Annotated in this window: 17 protein-coding genes; 10 read left to right on the top strand and 7 right to left on the bottom strand. The window is 70.3% G+C overall.

What is annotated here, in order from left to right:
- The first annotated feature begins 21 nt into the window (after positions 1–21).
- Positions 22–450 carry a hypothetical protein gene (locus ABZ863_RS00280; RefSeq protein WP_358529075.1) on the top strand — a complete coding sequence of 143 codons (429 nt, stop codon included), beginning with the start codon at positions 22–24 and terminating at the stop codon, positions 448–450.
- Between the two features lie 8 nt (positions 451–458).
- On the opposite strand, the gene ABZ863_RS00275 is transcribed toward ABZ863_RS00280, so the two are convergent.
- On the bottom strand, positions 459–1,268 hold the full coding sequence (locus ABZ863_RS00275) for an alpha/beta hydrolase (protein ID WP_358529072.1): 810 nt from the start codon (positions 1,266–1,268) through the stop codon (positions 459–461).
- Positions 1,269–1,470: 202 nt separating this feature from the next.
- Here ABZ863_RS00275 and glmS point away from each other — a divergent pair, with 202 nt between their 5' ends.
- Positions 1,471–3,333, top strand: coding sequence for a glutamine--fructose-6-phosphate transaminase (isomerizing) (gene glmS / locus ABZ863_RS00270; RefSeq protein WP_358529069.1), 1,863 nt, complete (start codon positions 1,471–1,473; stop codon positions 3,331–3,333).
- Positions 3,334–3,343: 10 nt separating this feature from the next.
- On the top strand, positions 3,344–4,789 hold the full coding sequence (locus tag ABZ863_RS00265; protein ID WP_358529067.1) for a bifunctional ADP-dependent NAD(P)H-hydrate dehydratase/NAD(P)H-hydrate epimerase: 1,446 nt from the start codon (positions 3,344–3,346) through the stop codon (positions 4,787–4,789).
- 14 nt (positions 4,790–4,803) lie between these two features.
- Here the strand turns inward: ABZ863_RS00265 and ABZ863_RS00260 are convergent, their stop codons facing one another.
- Entirely contained in the window at positions 4,804–5,694 is an 891-nt protein-coding gene (locus tag ABZ863_RS00260; protein WP_358529064.1) for an SDR family NAD(P)-dependent oxidoreductase, read from the bottom strand.
- An 81-nt stretch (positions 5,695–5,775) separates the two neighbouring features.
- Between ABZ863_RS00260 and ABZ863_RS00255 the strand changes: the two genes are divergently transcribed.
- Positions 5,776–6,381 (top strand): helix-turn-helix domain-containing protein, encoded by a 606-nt coding sequence (locus tag ABZ863_RS00255; RefSeq protein ID WP_358529062.1) that lies wholly within the window; start codon positions 5,776–5,778, stop codon positions 6,379–6,381.
- A gap of 11 nt (positions 6,382–6,392) precedes the next feature.
- Here ABZ863_RS00255 and ABZ863_RS00250 read toward each other — a convergent pair whose 3' ends face one another.
- Positions 6,393–7,178: an SGNH/GDSL hydrolase family protein gene (locus ABZ863_RS00250; RefSeq protein ID WP_358530315.1), complete on the bottom strand. Its 786-nt coding sequence runs from the start codon at positions 7,176–7,178 to the stop codon at positions 6,393–6,395.
- Between the two features lie 5 nt (positions 7,179–7,183).
- Positions 7,184–7,753: a PadR family transcriptional regulator gene (locus ABZ863_RS00245; protein WP_358529059.1), complete on the bottom strand. Its 570-nt coding sequence runs from the start codon at positions 7,751–7,753 to the stop codon at positions 7,184–7,186.
- A 206-nt stretch (positions 7,754–7,959) separates the two neighbouring features.
- On the opposite strand from ABZ863_RS00245, the gene ABZ863_RS00240 reads away from it, so the two are divergent.
- Genes ABZ863_RS00240 through tsaE form a run of 5 tightly spaced genes read left to right on the top strand, consistent with a single transcriptional unit; the run spans position 7,960 to position 12,810 of the window.
- Positions 7,960–8,706, top strand: coding sequence for a DeoR/GlpR family DNA-binding transcription regulator (locus ABZ863_RS00240; protein WP_358529056.1), 747 nt, complete (start codon positions 7,960–7,962; stop codon positions 8,704–8,706).
- 50 nt (positions 8,707–8,756) lie between these two features.
- Positions 8,757–10,172, top strand: a complete 1,416-nt coding sequence (gene xylB / locus ABZ863_RS00235; protein ID WP_358529054.1) for a xylulokinase — start codon at positions 8,757–8,759, stop codon at positions 10,170–10,172.
- 27 nt (positions 10,173–10,199) lie between these two features.
- Positions 10,200–11,330: an alanine racemase gene (alr, locus tag ABZ863_RS00230; RefSeq protein WP_358529052.1), complete on the top strand. Its 1,131-nt coding sequence runs from the start codon at positions 10,200–10,202 to the stop codon at positions 11,328–11,330.
- Positions 11,330–12,349, top strand: a complete 1,020-nt coding sequence (locus ABZ863_RS00225; protein ID WP_358529049.1) for an alpha/beta hydrolase — start codon at positions 11,330–11,332, stop codon at positions 12,347–12,349. Before alr ends, ABZ863_RS00225 begins: the two co-directional genes overlap by 1 nt.
- Positions 12,337–12,810: a tRNA (adenosine(37)-N6)-threonylcarbamoyltransferase complex ATPase subunit type 1 TsaE gene (gene tsaE / locus ABZ863_RS00220; RefSeq protein WP_358529046.1), complete on the top strand. Its 474-nt coding sequence runs from the start codon at positions 12,337–12,339 to the stop codon at positions 12,808–12,810. Before ABZ863_RS00225 ends, tsaE begins: the two co-directional genes overlap by 13 nt.
- 9 nt (positions 12,811–12,819) lie before the next feature.
- Here the strand turns inward: tsaE and ABZ863_RS00215 are convergent, their stop codons facing one another.
- From ABZ863_RS00215 to ABZ863_RS00205, 3 genes are read right to left on the bottom strand one after another with little or no spacing between them, the layout of a single operon-like run.
- Positions 12,820–14,148 (bottom strand): carboxyl transferase domain-containing protein, encoded by a 1,329-nt coding sequence (locus tag ABZ863_RS00215; RefSeq protein ID WP_358529045.1) that lies wholly within the window; start codon positions 14,146–14,148, stop codon positions 12,820–12,822.
- Positions 14,141–15,577 carry an acyl-CoA synthetase gene (locus tag ABZ863_RS00210; RefSeq protein ID WP_358529043.1) on the bottom strand — a complete coding sequence of 479 codons (1,437 nt, stop codon included), beginning with the start codon at positions 15,575–15,577 and terminating at the stop codon, positions 14,141–14,143. Before ABZ863_RS00210 ends, ABZ863_RS00215 begins: the two co-directional genes overlap by 8 nt.
- Before the next feature lie 26 nt (positions 15,578–15,603).
- Positions 15,604–15,735 carry a hypothetical protein gene (locus tag ABZ863_RS00205; protein WP_358529042.1) on the bottom strand — a complete coding sequence of 44 codons (132 nt, stop codon included), beginning with the start codon at positions 15,733–15,735 and terminating at the stop codon, positions 15,604–15,606.
- A gap of 161 nt (positions 15,736–15,896) precedes the next feature.
- On the opposite strand from ABZ863_RS00205, the gene ABZ863_RS00200 reads away from it, so the two are divergent.
- Positions 15,897–16,628, top strand: a complete 732-nt coding sequence (locus ABZ863_RS00200; protein WP_358530312.1) for a FadR/GntR family transcriptional regulator — start codon at positions 15,897–15,899, stop codon at positions 16,626–16,628.
- Positions 16,629–16,770 lie beyond the last annotated feature (142 nt).

Genomic DNA, 16,770 nt, shown 5'->3' with positions numbered 1-16,770 from the left:
GCGACCGAAGGGAGTTAACTCATGACCTCCGGTGCCGATCCCAGGCTGGTGGAGCGCCTGGCCGAGACGCAGGCCCGAGTCAGGGAACAGTCGACGGTCATCACCGAGCGTGTCCGGACGGCGGCCGCGCACGTCGCCGAACGGGCCGACCAGCGTCGGCAGGTGAACGAGGCCCACAGCAAGGAACTCGACAAGCTGGTCGAGGACCGAAAAGCGGCCAAGGCCGACCCGAACTCCGGCAACCAGTGGCTGCAGCGTACGGAGTCGTACGATCACACGTTCCAGTTCGGCGAGGACGAGCAACGTGAGCGGCAGCCGGCGCCGCCGGCCCCGGCCCCAATGCCCGAGCCGAGGCTGGAAGCCCCGGAGCCACGGCGCCGTGGCAGGCACGCACGCCCGGACGACCGGTTCGACGACGACGACTTCTCCAACAACAACTGGATGAAGTAAGCGCGAAGCTAGGCGGGCATCAGCTTGGCATCGAGGTGCGCGGCCTTCAGGTCGGCCTCCAGCAGTGACCGGTAGCTGCTCGTGCCGGTCAGGTGCGTGAGGAAGAACGCGGTGAACAGCGCACGCACAACACGCTGCGTAGCGCGGTGCGGCTTGCCGTGCAGCAGCAGCTGACTCCAGTGCATGCCCTCGGTGACGCCGAGGTGTGAGGACTTGGGGATGGTGCGTAGCTGAACGGGGCCCGCCCAGGCCCTGGCGATGGCTTCGGCGTTGCCGGCGGCCGGGGCGACCAGGTCGTTGTCCGGAACGAGGTGCAGGCCGGGCATCTGGATGGTCTGCGCGGCGGCTGTTGCAGACGGAATCGTCTGCGCGGCCGCGATGGTGGCGACGGCCTTCACCTCGGGTTCGCCGCTACCGGCCGCGGCGAGAACGGCAGCGCCTCCGCCGACCGAGTGACCGGCCAGGCCGAGCTTCGCCGGGTCGACGCTGATGCCGTCGGGCCCGAGGCGCACCCCGGTCACGACGTCCAGTGTGGACCGCAGGTCGGCGGCGAAAAGCCGGTGTGAGGGGAGCGGGCCGCGCTGCGTCGCCGGTGCCGCTGCGACGATGCCCCAGCTGGCGAGGTGGCGCAGCAGCTCGCGGTAGCGGCCGGGTGGCTGGAGCCAGCCGTGTCCGAAGGCGATGGCCGGCAGGTTGAGCCCGGCACGCGGGGTGAACACCACGCCGGGCAGGCCGACGAGCGCGAGATCGCCGCGCAGCACCTCGTGCGGTCCCGGGTGGGAGAGCTCTTCGAGCAACTGCTTCGGCTTGCTGGCCATGGCTGGAGGGTAGCCGACCAGCCCGCCGCCGGCTGGGACACCCGCTGCGGCTACCACCCCCCACGGAGGCGCTTCGCGCCGCTGTGCCCGCCCGTCGCCCGGCCACCACCCCCCACGGAGGCGCTTCGCGCCGCTGTGCCCGCCCGTCGCCCGGCCACCACCCCCCACGGAGGCGCTTCGCGCCGCTGTGTTCAATGCGAGTGTGTGTGGAATCGTGGGATACGTAGGGCATCGGCCGGCGCTCGACGTGGTGCTGGGTGGCTTGCGCCGAATGGAATATCGAGGCTATGACTCGGCCGGGGTCGCCGTGCTGGACGGTGCGGGGCGGCTGACGGTCGAGCGCAAAGCAGGTCGTCTCGCCAACCTGGAGGCCGCCCTCGACACCGCCGGGCGTGAGCTCTTCGCCGGAACCGCTGGCATGGGGCACACACGGTGGGCTACGCACGGCGCGCCCATCGACCGCAACTCGCACCCCCACCGCGACGCCGGTGAGCGCGTGGCCGTGGTGCACAACGGGATCATCGAGAACTTCGCCGCGCTGCGCGCCGAGCTGGAGGCCGATGGTGTCGAGCTGACCAGCGACACCGACACCGAGACCGCGGCGCACCTGATCGCCCGCGCCTACGACGACGGCCCAACGGCGGGCGACCTCCCGGCCAGCGTCGGTGCCGTCTGCAGGCGGCTCGAGGGAGCGTTCACCCTGGTCGTCACCCATGCTGACCACCCAGACCTCGCCGTTGCCGCCCGCCGCTCATCACCGCTCGTGGTCGGTGTCGGGGACGGCGAGACCTTCGTCGCGTCCGATGTCGCGGCGTTCATCGAGCACACCCGGCAGGCCGTCGAGCTCGGTCAGGACCAGCTCGTCGTCATCGGCCGCGACGGCTACGAGGTCACCGACTTCGCGGGGGAACCCGCACAGGGCAAGCCGTTCACCGTGAACTGGGACCTCTCCGCCGCCGAGAAGGGCGGCCACGAGTACTTCATGCTGAAGGAGATCGAGGAGCAGCCCGACGCGCTGGCCAACACGCTGCGCGGGCATTTCGAGTCCGGCCGCATCGTGCTCGACGAGCAGCGCCTGAGCGACCAGGACCTGCGCGACGTCGACAAGGTGTTCGTCGTGGCGTGCGGTTCGGCTTACCACTCCGGCCTGGTCGCCAAGTACGCGATCGAACACTGGTGCCGGCTGCCGGTCGAGGTGGAACTCGCCAGCGAGTTCCGCTACCGCGACCCGGTGCTCGACCGCGACACGCTGGTCGTCGCCGTCTCGCAGTCCGGTGAGACAGCCGACACGCTGGAGGCGGTGCGGCACGCCCGCGCGCAGAAGGCGCGGGTGCTCGCCGTCTGCAACACCAACGGCGCGCAGATCCCGCGGGAGTCCGATGCCGTGCTCTACACGCACGCAGGCCCCGAGATCGGCGTGGCCTCCACCAAGGCCTTCCTCGCCCAGATCGCCGCGAACTACCTGGTCGGTCTCGCGCTCGCGCAGGCCCGTGGCACCAAGTACCCGGACGAGGTCGCCCGCGAGTTCGCGGAGCTGGAGGCGATGCCCGCGGCGGTCCACAAAGCACTGTCCACGGTGGATCAAGTGCGGGAGCTGGGGCGGCGGCTGGCCGATTCCAAGGCGGTGCTCTTCCTTGGCAGGCACGTGGGTTTCCCTGTCGCGCTGGAGGGTGCGCTCAAGCTCAAGGAACTTGCGTACATGCACGCCGAGGGCTTCGCGGCAGGTGAGCTCAAGCACGGGCCCATCGCGCTGATCGAGGACGGGCTGCCGGTCGTCGTCGTGATGCCGTCGCCGAAGGGACGCGCGGTACTGCACGCGAAGCTGGTGTCCAACATCAGCGAGATACAGGCCCGCGGCGCCCGCACCATCGTGATCGCTGAGGAGGGCGACGAGACGGTGCGCCCCTTCGCCGACGAGCTGGTGGAGGTGCCCGCGGTGCCCACTCTGCTGCAGCCGCTGGTGTCCACGGTTCCGCTGCAGGTGTTCGCCGCCGAGATCGCCACGACCCGGGGCTACGACGTGGACAAGCCACGCAACCTGGCGAAGTCGGTGACGGTGGAGTAAACAGTGCCCTGTGCGGGGTATCTGGACCACTGACCATATTCGCCAGGCCGAGGAACGCCTGATGGCGGTGACGCCGGAGGGTGACCTGATGCGGCGTGCCGCCTACGGGGTGTCGGTACGCGCTGCCGAGTTGCTCGCCGAGCACACCGGGTCGGTGACGGGGCGAAGGGTCGTCCTGCTCGTCGGTGCGGGCAACAACGGTGGCGATGCGTTGTGGGCAGGCGCTTTCCTGCGCAGGCGCGGTGTCGGTGTAACGGCAGTGCTACTGAACCCGGACAAGGCCCACCCTGCGGGGCTGGCCGCACTGACCAGGGCCGGTGGCCGGATCCTCACGGCCGAGGAGTCTCCACAGTGGATAGAGCAAGCCGATCTGGTCGTCGACGGGATCGTGGGCATCTCGGCGAAGGGGCCGCTGCGGCCCGCTGCCGCCGCGTTGCTCGACCACGTCAGCGCCCCGGTGCTTGCGGTGGACCTGCCGAGCGGCGTCGAACCCGACACCGGGGCAGTCACCGGGCCCGCGGTGCGCGCGACGTGCACGGTGACGTTCGGCGCGTACAAGCCGGTGCACGTGCTCAATCCGGGACGCTGTGGCGACGTCGTCCTGGTCGACATCGGGCTGACCGGCGAGCTGGGTGAGCCGGACCTGCGCCGCCTCGACGCCGCCGACGTGGCGGCCGAGTGGCCGATGCCCGGCCCCGCCGACAACAAGTACACCCAGGGCGTGACGGGGGTCGCCGCCGGGTCGTCGGCCTATCCGGGCGCGGCCGTGCTGGCTTCAGGAGCCGCGGTGCGAGCGACGTCCGGCATGGTCCGCTACGCCGGCCCCGCCGCGGACGTGGTGCGCGCGCACTGGCCGGAGATCGTGGCGACCGGTTCGATCTCCGACGCGGGCAAGGTGCAGGCCTGGGTGGTGGGTCCCGGCATCGGCACCGGGCGGGACGGCCGGGACGTGCTCGCGCACGCACTGAGCCAGGGCGTGCCCGTATGTGCCGACGCCGATGCCATCACGATCATCGCCCGGCACCCCGAAGTCCTCGACGCGCGCGATCCGGACACCCCCCTCGTGCTCACCCCGCACGACGGCGAGTTCGAACGGCTGACCGGGTTCGCGCCGGGCGCGGACCGGGTGGGTGCCGTCCGGGATGCCGCCCGCCGGTTCCATGCCGCCGTGCTGCTCAAGGGGCACTGCACGCTGGTCGCCGACCCCGGCGGGCGGGTGCTGGTCAACACGGCGCGCGGCTCGTGGCTGGCGACCGCCGGATCCGGCGATGTGCTGTCCGGGATCACCGGATCCCTGCTGGCATCCGGCATCGACCCGTGGCTGGCCGCCGGGCTCGCGGCGGACGTCCACGCCCGAGCCGGCGAACTGGCGGCAGGCGGCGTCCCGGCATCCGCATCCGGCGTGCTCGCCGCTGTTCCGGACGCGCTGCGCCGGGTCCGGGCGCTGGCGCACTGACCGGCGCCACTGGTTCAGACCAGACCGGCGAGGGCGGCGCTGTCGTTCCACAATGCGTCCCTGGCCTGATCGTTCCTGGCGAGGCGGGACGGCTGAGGCCAGGTCAGCCGACCCTTGACCAGGGAGGCGTATACCTTCCCCGAGGGCGGCCGAACGGTGCCGAGGGCGAGGTCCGCCAGCGCGCCGCCTGCCTGGGCGCGGGTGCTGTAGCGCGGGATCAGCCTGCCAAGCGGCGAGCCGAGCAGGGACCAGACCAGGCGGACGGCTGGGCTGAAGTTCCGGGACAGGCCGGTGCCGGGGGTGGCGCCCGGGTCGTAGGCGATGACCGACAGGTCCTTGTCGATCGCCTCCGGCTGCGCGGCCAGTGCCTGCGCGGTCAGCACATTGCACAGCTTGGACGACGTGTAAGCGTGGCCGCCTGCGTTGCGCGGCGCCTCGTCGAGGTCGGTGTCGAGGTCCGGATGGGCAAGCAGCTTGGCGTCCGCGTGGCGGGGCGCCGGCAGGATGCCTGCCAGTTCCGGGTCGTGTGTCGAGCTGCTGGTGATGACCACTCTGGCCCCGCGGGCGAGCCGCGGCAGCAGCAGCCGTAACAGCAGGTACTGGGCGAGGTGGTTGACCGCGAAGGTCGTTTCGAAACCGTCGGCGGTGCGCTGGTCGATGGCGTGGAACGACAGGCCCGCGTTGAGCACGAGCACGTCCACGGCGGTGCCGCCGAGGCGGTCGTCGACCGCCTGCGCGAAGGACCGGACCGACTCCAGCTGGGCGAGGTCGAGGGGCAGCACGTCGAGCCCCTTGGCGCCTGCGGTCCGCGCGCCGAGCAGCAGGGTGGCACCGGAAGCCGTGATGCGAGAGGCGGCGACCTCACCGAGCCCGGAGGTTCCGCCTGTCATGACAACGGTGGGCATACCGTCCCTTCCCAGTAGCTGATAGGTTGATGTCCGAAAAATATGAGTCCAGACTCATCTTGTCAAGGGAAGGGGATTTCCGTGGTGGAGAAAGCGATCCGGGCCGACGCCCGGCGGAACCGGGCCCGCATTCTGGAGACGGCCGAGGCCGTGTTCGCCGCTCACGGCCCCGCCGCCTCCACCGAGGAGATCGCGAGGAAGGCCGGCGTGGCCATCGGCACCGTGTTCCGGCACTTCCCCACCAAGGCCGAACTGGTCGAGGCCGTGTTCGTGGACCGGCTGTCCCAGCTTGCCGCCAGCGCGCGTCAGCTGGCGGAGTCCGACGATGCAGGCGCAGCGTTCTTCGACTTCTTCACCACCTGGGCGGAACTGTCGGCGCTCAAGCAGTCGTTCGCCGACGCGCTGGCCAACGACGGTGTTGACATCCAGGCGGCTGCCGAGCGTGGCGCCTACCCTGCCGTGCGCACCGAGTTGGCGGCGGCGGTGGAAACCCTGCTCACCCGAGCCCAGGCGGCCGGCGCGGTCAGGAGCGACATCGGGATGCGCGAGCTGAACGCCCTGCTGATCAGCGTCGCGCGCGCGGTTGAACAGGTGCGCGACGACCCCGACGTGCAGCGGCGCCTGCTGTGCACCATCCTCGATGGCCTGCGCGCGGGCACCGCATCAGCGCGGCCCGCGGAAAGCTGACGCGCCGGCCGCTATTCCTGGCTCGCGCGCCGCACAGTGACCGGCGCCAGCGCTGGCCGTTTGGCGGTGCGGCCATCGCCCGACGAGCGGCCGCGCAGCCTGCGGTAGATCCACGGGCCGACGAACGAGGAGATCCAGCGCAGTTCTGTTCCGGCGCTGTGCAGCCCGCTACGCGGCGGCAGCGGGGGCAGTGGCGATGTCCAATCCGGATCGCTGCCCGGCAGGTCCAGTGTGTGCGCCAGCGCAGCGGCCATGCGGGTGTGCCCGAGCGGGCTCGCGTGCAGCCGGTCCGTGCTCCACAGCCGCGGGTCCGTGGTCACGGTGTGCGGGAAGGTGTCCACAATGGTCACCCCGTGGCGGTCCGCGGTGGCCCGGATGCGGGCGTTGAGTTCGAGTAGCCGCGCCCGCAACGGCCGGGCGGCGCGGGTTGTCCTGGTCAGGTCGGGGAAGGTGAACGTGACGACGTGCGCGCCCGCCACGGTGAACGCGGCGAACATGTCCTCCAGACAGCCGGCGACCTGTGCCGCATCGAACCGCCGCCGGATGAGGTCGTTCACGCCGCCCATGACGGTGACGAGGTCGGGCCGCAACGCAAGCGCTGGGGCCAGCTGCTCGTCGCGAATCTGGGCGGCGAGTCGGCCTCGGACGGCGAGATTGGCGTACTGCAGGCCGGGATTGACGCGGGCGAGCTCCTCGGCGAACCGGTCGGCCCAGCCCCGGTAGCCCCTGATCTCATCACCGTCGCCGAGGCCTTCGGTCTGGCTGTCACCGACTGCGACGTAACGGCTGTACGGCATTGTCGTCATACCGTCTTTTCTGTGCGGGCGCGCAGGCGCAGGAGGTCGGCGGTCGTGAGACACCATTCGCGGGTCTGCTGTTCAAGGCGGTGCCCTGCCTGGCAGGTGAGATAGGGGCCGATGCCGCGCCCCTGGCGCAGGAACGATCTTTCGTCGAGATCGCCGCGCAGGTCACGCATCGTCCGTTCGTAGAAGGCGAGCTTGACCGCCGCGGTGGCGGCACGTTCCTCCAGCTGCTCGATCACCGGCTCGGGGTCGAGGCGATCCACTGCGTGGACCTTGACCGCGAGGTCGTCGCGAAGGGCCAGCGGTTTCGCCGGCGCTGTCGCGAATCGCCGCAGCTCGGCAAGGCCGTCGTCGGTGATCGTGAACACGCGTTTGTTGGGCCGGTTCTGTTGGACGACTTCCCGGCCGGTGACCAGATCGTCGTGCTCGAGCCGGGTGAGCTCGGCGTAGAGCTGCTGCGGTGCCGCGTACCAGAAGTTCGCGACACCGACATCGAAGACCTTCGTCAGCTGATAGCCGCTGTACTCGCCGTGGAGCAACGCCGCCAGCACCGCGTGCCGTAATGCCATGCCACTCCCTGGTCATAGGTCTGATTATTCAACAATTTGACTATGAGGCGGGTGGTGCAGGCAAGACTTATCAAGTTCTCTGTTAACAGCGCGGGGTACTCCTGGTAGAAATGGCGCGGTATGCCTGCTTCACGTGGGGGAGTCCCGGCCGGTGAACGACATTCCCGAAGCCATGACGGTGTCCGTGCTGAACGGCATCCACGACGATGCCTAGGACCCGCCCGCCCGACGCAGCCGTCGCACAGCGGCGGCAGGCGATCCTGCGTACGGTCATCGAGCTCGGTGAGGTTCGCATCGACGACCTCACCGGGCGGTTCCAGGTGAGCCTGATGACGATGCATCGCGACCTCGACGAGCTCGCCGAGCGCAAGCTGCTGCGCAAGCTGCGTGGCAGGGTGGCCGCGTACCCGGCGCTGACCATGGAGACCGCGAAGCGTTTCCGGGAGGGCCTGCACCTGCCGCAGAAGCAGGCGCTGTGTGCACTGGCGGCCAGTGAGGTGACGCACGGGCAGACCGTTTTCCTCGACGACTCGACCACGCTGTTCCCGCTCGCCCGCAGGCTGGCCGCGCTCGAACGGCTCGTGCTGATCACCAACTCGCTCGAGATCGCGCGCATCGTCGGGGACAACGCGGACACCGAGGTGATCCTGCTCGGCGGCCGCTACACCGAGTTCGACTCCTGTATCGGCCCTGACACGCTGGCGACGCTGCGCCGGCTGCGTGCCGATGTGGGTTTCGTGTCGGCGACTGCTGTCGCGGGCGGGCGGCTGTACCACTCGGTGCGCGAGTACGCCGAACTCAAGGAGGTGGCGCTCGAGGTGTCGCACCGCAACGTGCTGGTGGTCGACTATTCCAAGTTCGGCAGAACGGCGACCTACGCGTACGCCGTTTCCGGCGACTACGACCTGGTGCTCGTCGACGACGAGACACCCACGGACGAAATCAAGGCATAGCGCGCTTTCGGCAATCCGGTAGTGGTGGCAGCGAGCAGGGAAGCAGGGGTATGAGCAGCAACGATGAAGTTCTGGTCGCCGGTGTCGACTCGTCAACGCAGTCGACGAAGGTCATGGTGTGCAATGCGCGAACCGGTGCGGTCGTGCGCAGCGGGCGCGCTGAGCACCCGGATGCGACCGAGGTCGATCCGGCGCAGTGGTGGTCGGCGTTCCAGACCGCGAGCGGTGGGCTACTCGACGGTGTCACCGCGATCGGTGTTGCCGGGCAGCAGCACGGCATGGTGACGCTCGATGAGGGCCGCGAGGTCGTCCGTCCGGCACTGTTGTGGAACGACACTCGCTCGGCCACGGCCGCGGCGGAGCTGACCAGCGAGCTGGGTGGCCCGCAGGCGTGGGCGGAGGCCGTGGGATCGGTGCCGGTGGCGAGCTTCACGGTCACCAAGCTGCGCTGGATGGCCGAGCACGAGCCCGGCCTCGCCGACCGTGTGGCGCGGGTGTTGCTGCCGCACGACTGGCTCACCTGGCGGCTGACCGGTGGCGACCCGGTCACCGACCGCGGCGACGCGTCGGGCACCGGCTACTTCTCGCCCGCGAAAGGCGTCTACCGCACCGACATTCTCAGCCAGGCGTTCGGTGGCCGGGGTCCCGAGCTGCCCAGGGTCCTCGGCCCTGCTGAGCCGGCCGGTCACACCCCCGACGGCAGGCTGGTCTCCGCGGGCACCGGCGACAACATGGCGGCCGCGCTCGCGCTGGAGCTGGGCGCCGGGGACGTCGTGGTCTCTCTGGGCACGAGCGGCACGGTGTTCGGCGTGTGCGACACGCCGGTGGCCGACCCCACCGGCACCGTCGCCGGGTTCGCGGACGCGACCGGGCGGTTCCTGCCGCTGGCCTGCACTCTCAACGCCGCCAGGGTGCTCACCGCGGCGGCCCGCATGCTGGGCGTCGAGCTGGCCGAGCTCGACCGGCTCGCACTCAGCGCGGCACCGGGTGCCGATGGCCTGACGCTCCTGCCGTACCTCGACGGCGAGCGCACACCGAACCTGCCGGATGTGACGGGTTCGCTGTTCGGGCTGAGCCGGGCCAACATGACGCCGGAGAACGTGGCTCGCGCGGCCGTGGAAGGGATGCTGTGCGGTCTGGCCGCCGGACTCGATGCGGTGCGCGAGCACGGAATCACGGTCGGTCGGGTGCTCCTCATCGGCGGTGCCGCGCAGTCGGCGAGTGTGCGTGCCATCGCGCCGTCGGTTTTCGGGGTTCCCGTCGTGGTGCCGGAACCGGCCGAGCACGTCGCGATCGGCGCCGCGCGGCAGGCGGCGTGGGCACTCGCCGGCACTGTCGAGCCGCCGGTGTGGCAGGGCCGGGATGCGGCGCTTGTGCTGGGCGAACCCAGCGCTGACGAAGCGTTGCGGGGTACGGAAACACGTCGTCGCCACCTCGACGCACGCGCACTCGTGCACGATCTTTAGGCCCTCTGTGGGAAACTTTTCCCCGCTATGAATGCTGACCACCCCGTCCGCGCCGAGGTCGTGATCGACCTCGGCGCCATCCGGCACAACGTCGGACTGCTCGCCGCGCGCGCGGCGGCGTCCGGCGCGGAGACGATGTCGATCGTGAAGGCCGACGGCTACGGACACGGCGCGCTGCCCGTGGCGAAGGCTGCCTTGCAGGTGGGTGCGACCTGGCTGGGCACGTGCTCACTGGCCGAGGCGCTCGACCTGCGCCGCGCCGGTGTCACGGCACGGTTGTTCAGTTGGCTCGACGTGCCCGAGGTGGACTATGCGGCCGCGATCGAGCAGGATGTGGACCTCTCGGCGAGTTCACCCGCCGAGTTGGCGCGGATCGCCACGGCCGCGGCCAGAGTCGGTCGGCGGGCCCGGGTGCATCTCAAGATTGACACCGGGTTGTCCCGCAACGGTTGTCCCGCCTACAGCTGGCCACGCCTTGTGAAGGCTGCCGCTGCTGAGCCCACTGTGGAGGTGGTGGCGATCTGGTCGCACCTGGCCTGTGCCGACGAGCCTGGGCACCCGTCGATCGACCGGCAGGCGGAGCGTTTCGCCGATGCCTACGCGATCGCGCGTGACGCCGGGCTCGATCCTTTGCGGCATCTGGCGAACTCCGCCGCGACACTGACCCGCCCGGACCTGCATTTCGACCTCGTCCGGCCAGGTATCGCGATGTACGGCCTCAATCCTGTTCCGCAACGGGAGAAGCTACGCCCCGCGATGACGTTCCGGTCCAGTGTCGTGCTGACCAAACGGATCGCGGCGGGCGAGTCCGTCTCCTATGGACACACCTGGACCGCGGCCGAGGACACCACCCTCGCGCTGGTACCGGTCGGCTACGCCGACGGTGTGCCGCGCGCCTTGTCGGGGCGGATGAGCGTGTGGTTGGACGGCAGGCGCCGCCCGGTGGCGGGGCGGGTGTGCATGGACCAGCTCGTCGTCGACTGTGGTGACGACGAACCCGAAATCGGCGCCGAGGTGGTGCTTTTCGGTACTGGCGACGATGGCGAGCCGACAGCCAGGGAGTGGGCCCACACCCTCGGCACCATCGACTACGAGATCGTGACGGGGATGTACCGCCCCCGAGTGCGGCGCCGGTACCTCGGCGAGGACGACGTGTGATGTCCTCGGGCCCACTGCACACGGGGGAGACACCTGCCGACGGCGAGCCGTTCGGCCGGCTCGAGCCCGGCCGCACCACCACTGTCGCAGCCGATGACGGCTCGCCGATCACGGTGGAGGAGATCGGGCCCGCGGACGGCGGTGAGCCGGCCCTGACCGTCGTTGGTGTCCACGGGTTCGCACTGTCCCGGCACAGTTGGCACTTCCAGCGGAGGGCACTGGCCTCGCTGCGGTTGCCGCGAGTGCGGCAGGTTTACTACGACCACCGTGGGCATGGCCAGTCCGGGCCCTCGGAAGCACGGCACAGCACCATAGAACAGCTCGCCGCCGATCTGCACGCCGTGCTCCGCGCTGTCACGCCCGACGAGCAAATCGTCCTTTTGGGACACTCGATGGGCGGCATGGTGATCATGGAGCTCGCCCAGCAGCAGCCCGAGCTCTTCGCCGAGCAGATCTGCGGCGTGGTGCTGGTCGCCACGGCCGCGGGCGAGGTCGGTAGTCGCGGGCTGACACGGTCATTGTTGTCGAAGTACAACCCGCTCACCCGGGGTGTCGGTGAGCTGGCCGGCTGGCAGCCCGGACTGGTCGAGTTCATCCGTGCCGCGGGTGGTCAGCTGACCCGGCATGCCGTGCGGCGCCTGGCTTTCGGCAGCAGGGACGTCGACCCGGAGCTGGTGGATTTCATGCTGGCGATGCTCGATGTGACACCGGTGCGACAGCTCGTGCACTTCGTCGACACACTCAGCACCCACAACCGGTATGCGGCGCTGGCCGGGCTCAAACAGGCGCATGTGCTCGTGGTGGGCGGCGATGCCGACCGGCTGACGCCGTACTCGCATGCGGAGCGGATGGCGGCGGAACTCCCGGATGCACGACTGGTGCGAGTACGGGGCGCGGGGCACATGGTGCATCTCGAACAGCCGGATGTGGTGAACAGCCACATCATCGACCTGCTGCAGGCGTGCTCCGGTGTCGACGGGCACCGTGGCCCACGTAAGATCCGATGGTGGCGCAGATGAGCATCGAGCTGCAGACCGCCGACGATACGATCCACTTCGGACGGTCGCTCGGCCGCGTGCTGCGGGCGGGCGATCTGGTGCTGCTCGCCGGTCCGCTCGGTGCTGGCAAGACGACCATGACCCGTGGCATCGCGGACGGCATGGGCGTGACCGGAAGGGTCAGCTCGCCGACGTTCGTGCTGGCGCGCGTGCATCCCGCCGGACCAGCCGGCGTGGCGCTGGTGCACGCCGATGCCTACCGGCTCGGCGGTGATCTGTCGCAACTGGACGATCTTGACCTCGACACCGACCTCGACCGTGCCGCGCTGGTGGTCGAATGGGGTGAGGGCCTTGCCGAGCGGCTCTCCGACGACTACCTCGTGGTCCGGCTCGCCCGGCGTCCCGACGACGTGCGCACGGTGCGGCTGGAACCACACGGCGCGTGGACCGGTCGCGTCGCCGAGCTGCCTGTCGCGACCTGACCGGCAAGGTCAGTTCGCCGGGTCGACGATTCCCCTGGCGATGCCGAGCTCGACGAGGTCCTGTGGGCGCAGCCGCAGCTGGTCCGCGATGGCCGGCACCTCCGCCGCCGTGCGTTTGAGGATCGAGGCCGCCGCCTCCGGCGACGTGACCGAGAAGTAGCTGTCCGGTGTGACCCAGGTCCGCCCCGGCGCGGCGAAGGCGAGTGCGCCACCCGAGCCGCCCTCACCGATCACCAGCGTCGTCACCGGCACCCGCGCCGACGCGATGGCCGCGAACAGCTCCGCGATCGCCGGGCCTGCTCCGGCCCGCTCGGCGTCGGCGTCGTTGGCGGCCCCCGGGGTGTCCACCAGCGTGAGCACCGCGATGCCGAGCCGGTCCGCGAGCCGCACCAGTCGTGCCGCGGTGCGGAATCCCGCCGGGCGGGTGGCGGTTCCGCACTGCGCGGCGTAGGCCACCGTCCTGCCACCACGGTGGCCGAAGCCGCACAGCACACCGGGATCGACACCACCACACCGGTCGCCCCTGATGTCCTCCCGCCAGTCGAAGTAGGAGTCCAGATAGGACTGTGCGCGTGGTCGCCGCGCCGCGCGAGCCTGCTGGACGGCAGCCCAGCCCGTCGCGGGCAAGGACGTGACGCCGAGCGAACCCGGTGCCGCCGCGGGTCCCTTGACCGGATTCGTGAGGAGCCGCAACCACCGTTCCAGTGCAGGGCGCAGCTCGGCGCGGTCGACAAGCCGGTCCACCTGACCGGTGGCCCACTGGGATTCGGCGGTGTAGGCGTGCGGATCGCCCGGCGGACGCACCCGGGAGCCGGCGAAGCCGACCTGGGCACCAGGCAGCGCCAGCGTTACATCGGCACCGGCGCCCAGTGTCGCCCAGCCGCCGCCCGTCGCGGGGTCGCGCAGCACCGCGATCTGCGGCAGCCCGGCCGTTCTGGTGAGCGCCGACTGCAGTGCAATGTGCTGCAGCTGTTCCAGTGCCCGCATGCCTTCCTGCATGCGACTTCCCCCGGTCGCGATCAGCGACACGACCGGCACACGCAGCTCCCGCGCCCGCGTGAACGCCTGCTCGATCCGGTACCCGGTGCGCTCGCCGATCGACCCGCCGAGAAAGCCGAACTCGAACGCGATGAACACTGCCTCGGTGTCACCGATCTTGCCGGCACCGCAGACCACCGACTCCCGCTCGCCGGTGTTCTCCACCGCGCGTTGCCGTGCGGCGTCGTAGCCCTGCCAGCCGACAGGACCGTCCACTGCGGACACTTCGGTGTCGTCGAAGGGCAGTTCGGTGAAGGCCGAAGCCACGCCGTCGATGATCGAGCGTGTGGGCTCACGCATTGAGCGCTCGTTTCATCACCTTGCCCATGTCGTTGCGGGGCAAGGAATCCAGGAACCGCACTGTGCGCGGCCGCTTGTGCGGCGTGAGTAGCCGGGCGACGTGGTCGGCGAGATCCTGCTCTGCTGGCGGCTCGCCGCTGGGTACCACCCACGCCACAATCCGTTCACCGAGGTCGTCGTCGGGCTCGCCGGTGACCGCGACCTCGGCGACTCCCGGATGCTCCAGCAGCGCGTTCTCGATCTCGCCTGCGCCGATCTTGTAGCCGCCGCTCTTGATGATGTCCGTGGCCTTGCGGCCGACGATGCGGAGGTAACCGTCGGCGTCCCGGGTGGCCATGTCTCCGGTGCGGAACCAGCCTCCCCCACTGGTGAACGCCTCGGTCGTCGCGTCCGGGCGGTTGAGGTACTCGGTGAACAGGTTGGGACCCCGCACCTGGATCTCGCCGACCGTCTCGCCGTCGCTGCTCTCGATGGCTGCACCGGAGTCGTCGACCAGCCGCAGCTCGACACCCCGCAGGGGAACGCCGACGGTGCCGGGTTTGCGTTCACCGTCCGCGCGAACGCTGGTGTTCATCAGGGTTTCCGACATCCCGTAGCGCTCGACCACCTGCTGACCGGTCGCCGCGGTGATGCGCTGGTGATCGTGTACGGGCAGGGCCGCCGAACCGGACACGAGCAGGCGGGCGCCGCGCAGCGCGGCCGCCAGATCGGCATCGCCTGCGACCTCCGTCGCGATCCGGTGGTACATCGTGGGAACGCCGAACATCATCGTGCCGTCCTCGGCGAGCGCCTTGGCGATCTCCTCGGTGGAGAACCGGCCGAGGTGCCGCACGGATCCGCCGCGGCGCAGCGGGCCGAGGATGCCGAGGATCAGCCCGTGCACGTGGAACAGCGGCAATGCGTGCACGAGCACGTCGTCAGCGGTCCACTGCCAGGCGTCCTCCAGCGCGTCCAGCGTGGTGGCGATCGCCCGCCGCGGCAGCACCACACCCTTCGGCGGGCCGGTGGTGCCCGAGGTGTAGACGATGAGTGCACTTGCCTCATCGTGCGGTTCGGCCGGCAGTTCGGTGGCGTTGCCGGAGAGCTCGACGTCCTGGCGCGGCACACCGGCCAGGCCCGCAGGCAGGACGGCACCCGGTTCGGCGAGCACCAGCGCCGGGGCGCTGTCGGACACGATGTGTGCGAGCTCGCGCTCGCCGAGTTTGGGGTTGAGCGGGACGGCGGGCACCCCGGCGAGCAGGGCGGCGACCACGGCCACGCTCGTCTCCAGGCTCGGCGTCGCCCACACCGCGACGCGGGGCAGCGGCCGCAGCTGCTGCGCGAGCGAGCCGGCGACCGCGGCGAGTTCGGTGTAGCTGAGCGCGCGGTCGCCGAAGCGCAGCGCGGTCTTGGCCGGCGTCGCCTGCAGTGCGGGGAAGAGGACAGTCACCTGATCTCCTTCGTCGTCGACGTGTGTCACCCGAAACCGGGCACGATCAGCGCAAGCCACACCGCAAGAGGTGCCGCCGCGACAATGATGCCCCCGTAGACCATGAGCTGGCGGACATGCGGCTCTCCCGTGTTGGGGTCGCTGCCGGTGGAGGGCACCAGGAGCGGCCTAGTGGCCTGGTGGCCAAGTGGCTGACCCACTTTGCGGTGAGATGCGGCCGGCTGTCAAGCAGCAAATGGACGAATGGCTCAGCCACTGGGCCACCGGTTGGCTGTTAGGCTGCCGGGAACGGCTGGTCAGCACGATGGAGGGGGCCTGCGTGTCCGATGCCTTGCGCCCGATGGCCCGGCCTCGCCTGTACGAGCAGGTGATCGAACGGCTGCGGGAGTATGTCGGAAGTTCCCTGTTGCGTGCTGGGGACAAGCTGCCCGCGGAGCGTGAGCTGGCGCAGCGGCTCGGGGTGAGCCGGGCGTCGGTCAAGCAGGCGATCGTCGTGCTGGAGGTTCAGGGGCTCGTCGAGGTGCGGCACGGCGGCGGGACCTACCTGCTGCGCGACACCCTCGATGCGGAGCCGGTCGAGGAGCTGGTGGAACGGCGGCGCCGGTTGCCCGACGTGCTGGAGGCGCGCGAGGCGCTGGAGACGAAGCTCGCCGAGCTCGCGGCGGAACGCCGGACGAAGGCCGACCTCGACGTGCTGGAGGCGGCGCTCGGCTATATGCGTGAGGAGATCGGCGCCGGTGGGCACGGTGTGGAGGGTGACCGCCGGTTCCACGCCGCGGTGACGGCTGCCGCGCACAGCTCGCTGATGGCGGATTTCATGCGGTCCATTGCCGAACAGATCACCGAGAGCAGAACCGAATCGCTGCGCCAGCCGGGCAGGCCGAGCCGGTCACTCGCCCAGCACGTGGCGATCTTCGACGCAATCAGTCTCGGCGATTCGAAGAAGGCGGCGGCCGCCATGCGGCGTCACCTGCGCACGGTGGCCAAGGTCCGCCTACTGGCCTGGAATCCGGACGACGACGCCCAGGTACCGGCTCCCGGCGACCAGTAGCAGGGGCGGGCTGGGGTGGTGCCCAGCAGAGTGCCACACCCTGCTGGCGAAGGGGACAGGCGCCGGTGGCCCGCACTGCGTCGTCCACTCACAGGCGAGGTGGGCCCAGGCAGGCCGGGGTGGCCCACTGCGTCCAACGCAG

It is taken from the genome of Saccharomonospora sp. NPDC046836 (assembly GCF_040645195.1).
Lineage (GTDB): Bacteria > Actinomycetota > Actinomycetes > Mycobacteriales > Pseudonocardiaceae > Prauserella_A.
Note: the sequence above shows the minus strand (reverse complement) of the source record. Positions and strands in the feature narration are given on the sequence as shown.

What these genes read in the sequence shown, in the direction of transcription:
- ABZ863_RS00280 (WP_358529075.1), top strand. Translation starts at nt 22, where the DNA reads ATGACCTCCGGTGCCGATCCCAGGCTGGTGGAGCGCCTGGCCGAGACG.
- ABZ863_RS00275 (WP_358529072.1), bottom strand. Translation starts at nt 1,268, where the DNA reads ATGGCCAGCAAGCCGAAGCAGTTGCTCGAAGAGCTCTCCCACCCGGGA.
- ABZ863_RS00260 (WP_358529064.1), bottom strand. Translation starts at nt 5,694, where the DNA reads ATGCCCACCGTTGTCATGACAGGCGGAACCTCCGGGCTCGGTGAGGTC.
- ABZ863_RS00250 (WP_358530315.1), bottom strand. Translation starts at nt 7,178, where the DNA reads ATGCCGTACAGCCGTTACGTCGCAGTCGGTGACAGCCAGACCGAAGGC.
- ABZ863_RS00245 (WP_358529059.1), bottom strand. Translation starts at nt 7,753, where the DNA reads ATGGCATTACGGCACGCGGTGCTGGCGGCGTTGCTCCACGGCGAGTAC.
- ABZ863_RS00240 (WP_358529056.1), top strand. Translation starts at nt 7,960, where the DNA reads ATGCCTAGGACCCGCCCGCCCGACGCAGCCGTCGCACAGCGGCGGCAG.
- xylB (WP_358529054.1), top strand. Translation starts at nt 8,757, where the DNA reads ATGAGCAGCAACGATGAAGTTCTGGTCGCCGGTGTCGACTCGTCAACG.
- alr (WP_358529052.1), top strand. Translation starts at nt 10,200, where the DNA reads ATGAATGCTGACCACCCCGTCCGCGCCGAGGTCGTGATCGACCTCGGC.
- ABZ863_RS00225 (WP_358529049.1), top strand. Translation starts at nt 11,330, where the DNA reads ATGTCCTCGGGCCCACTGCACACGGGGGAGACACCTGCCGACGGCGAG.
- ABZ863_RS00215 (WP_358529045.1), bottom strand. Translation starts at nt 14,148, where the DNA reads ATGCGTGAGCCCACACGCTCGATCATCGACGGCGTGGCTTCGGCCTTC.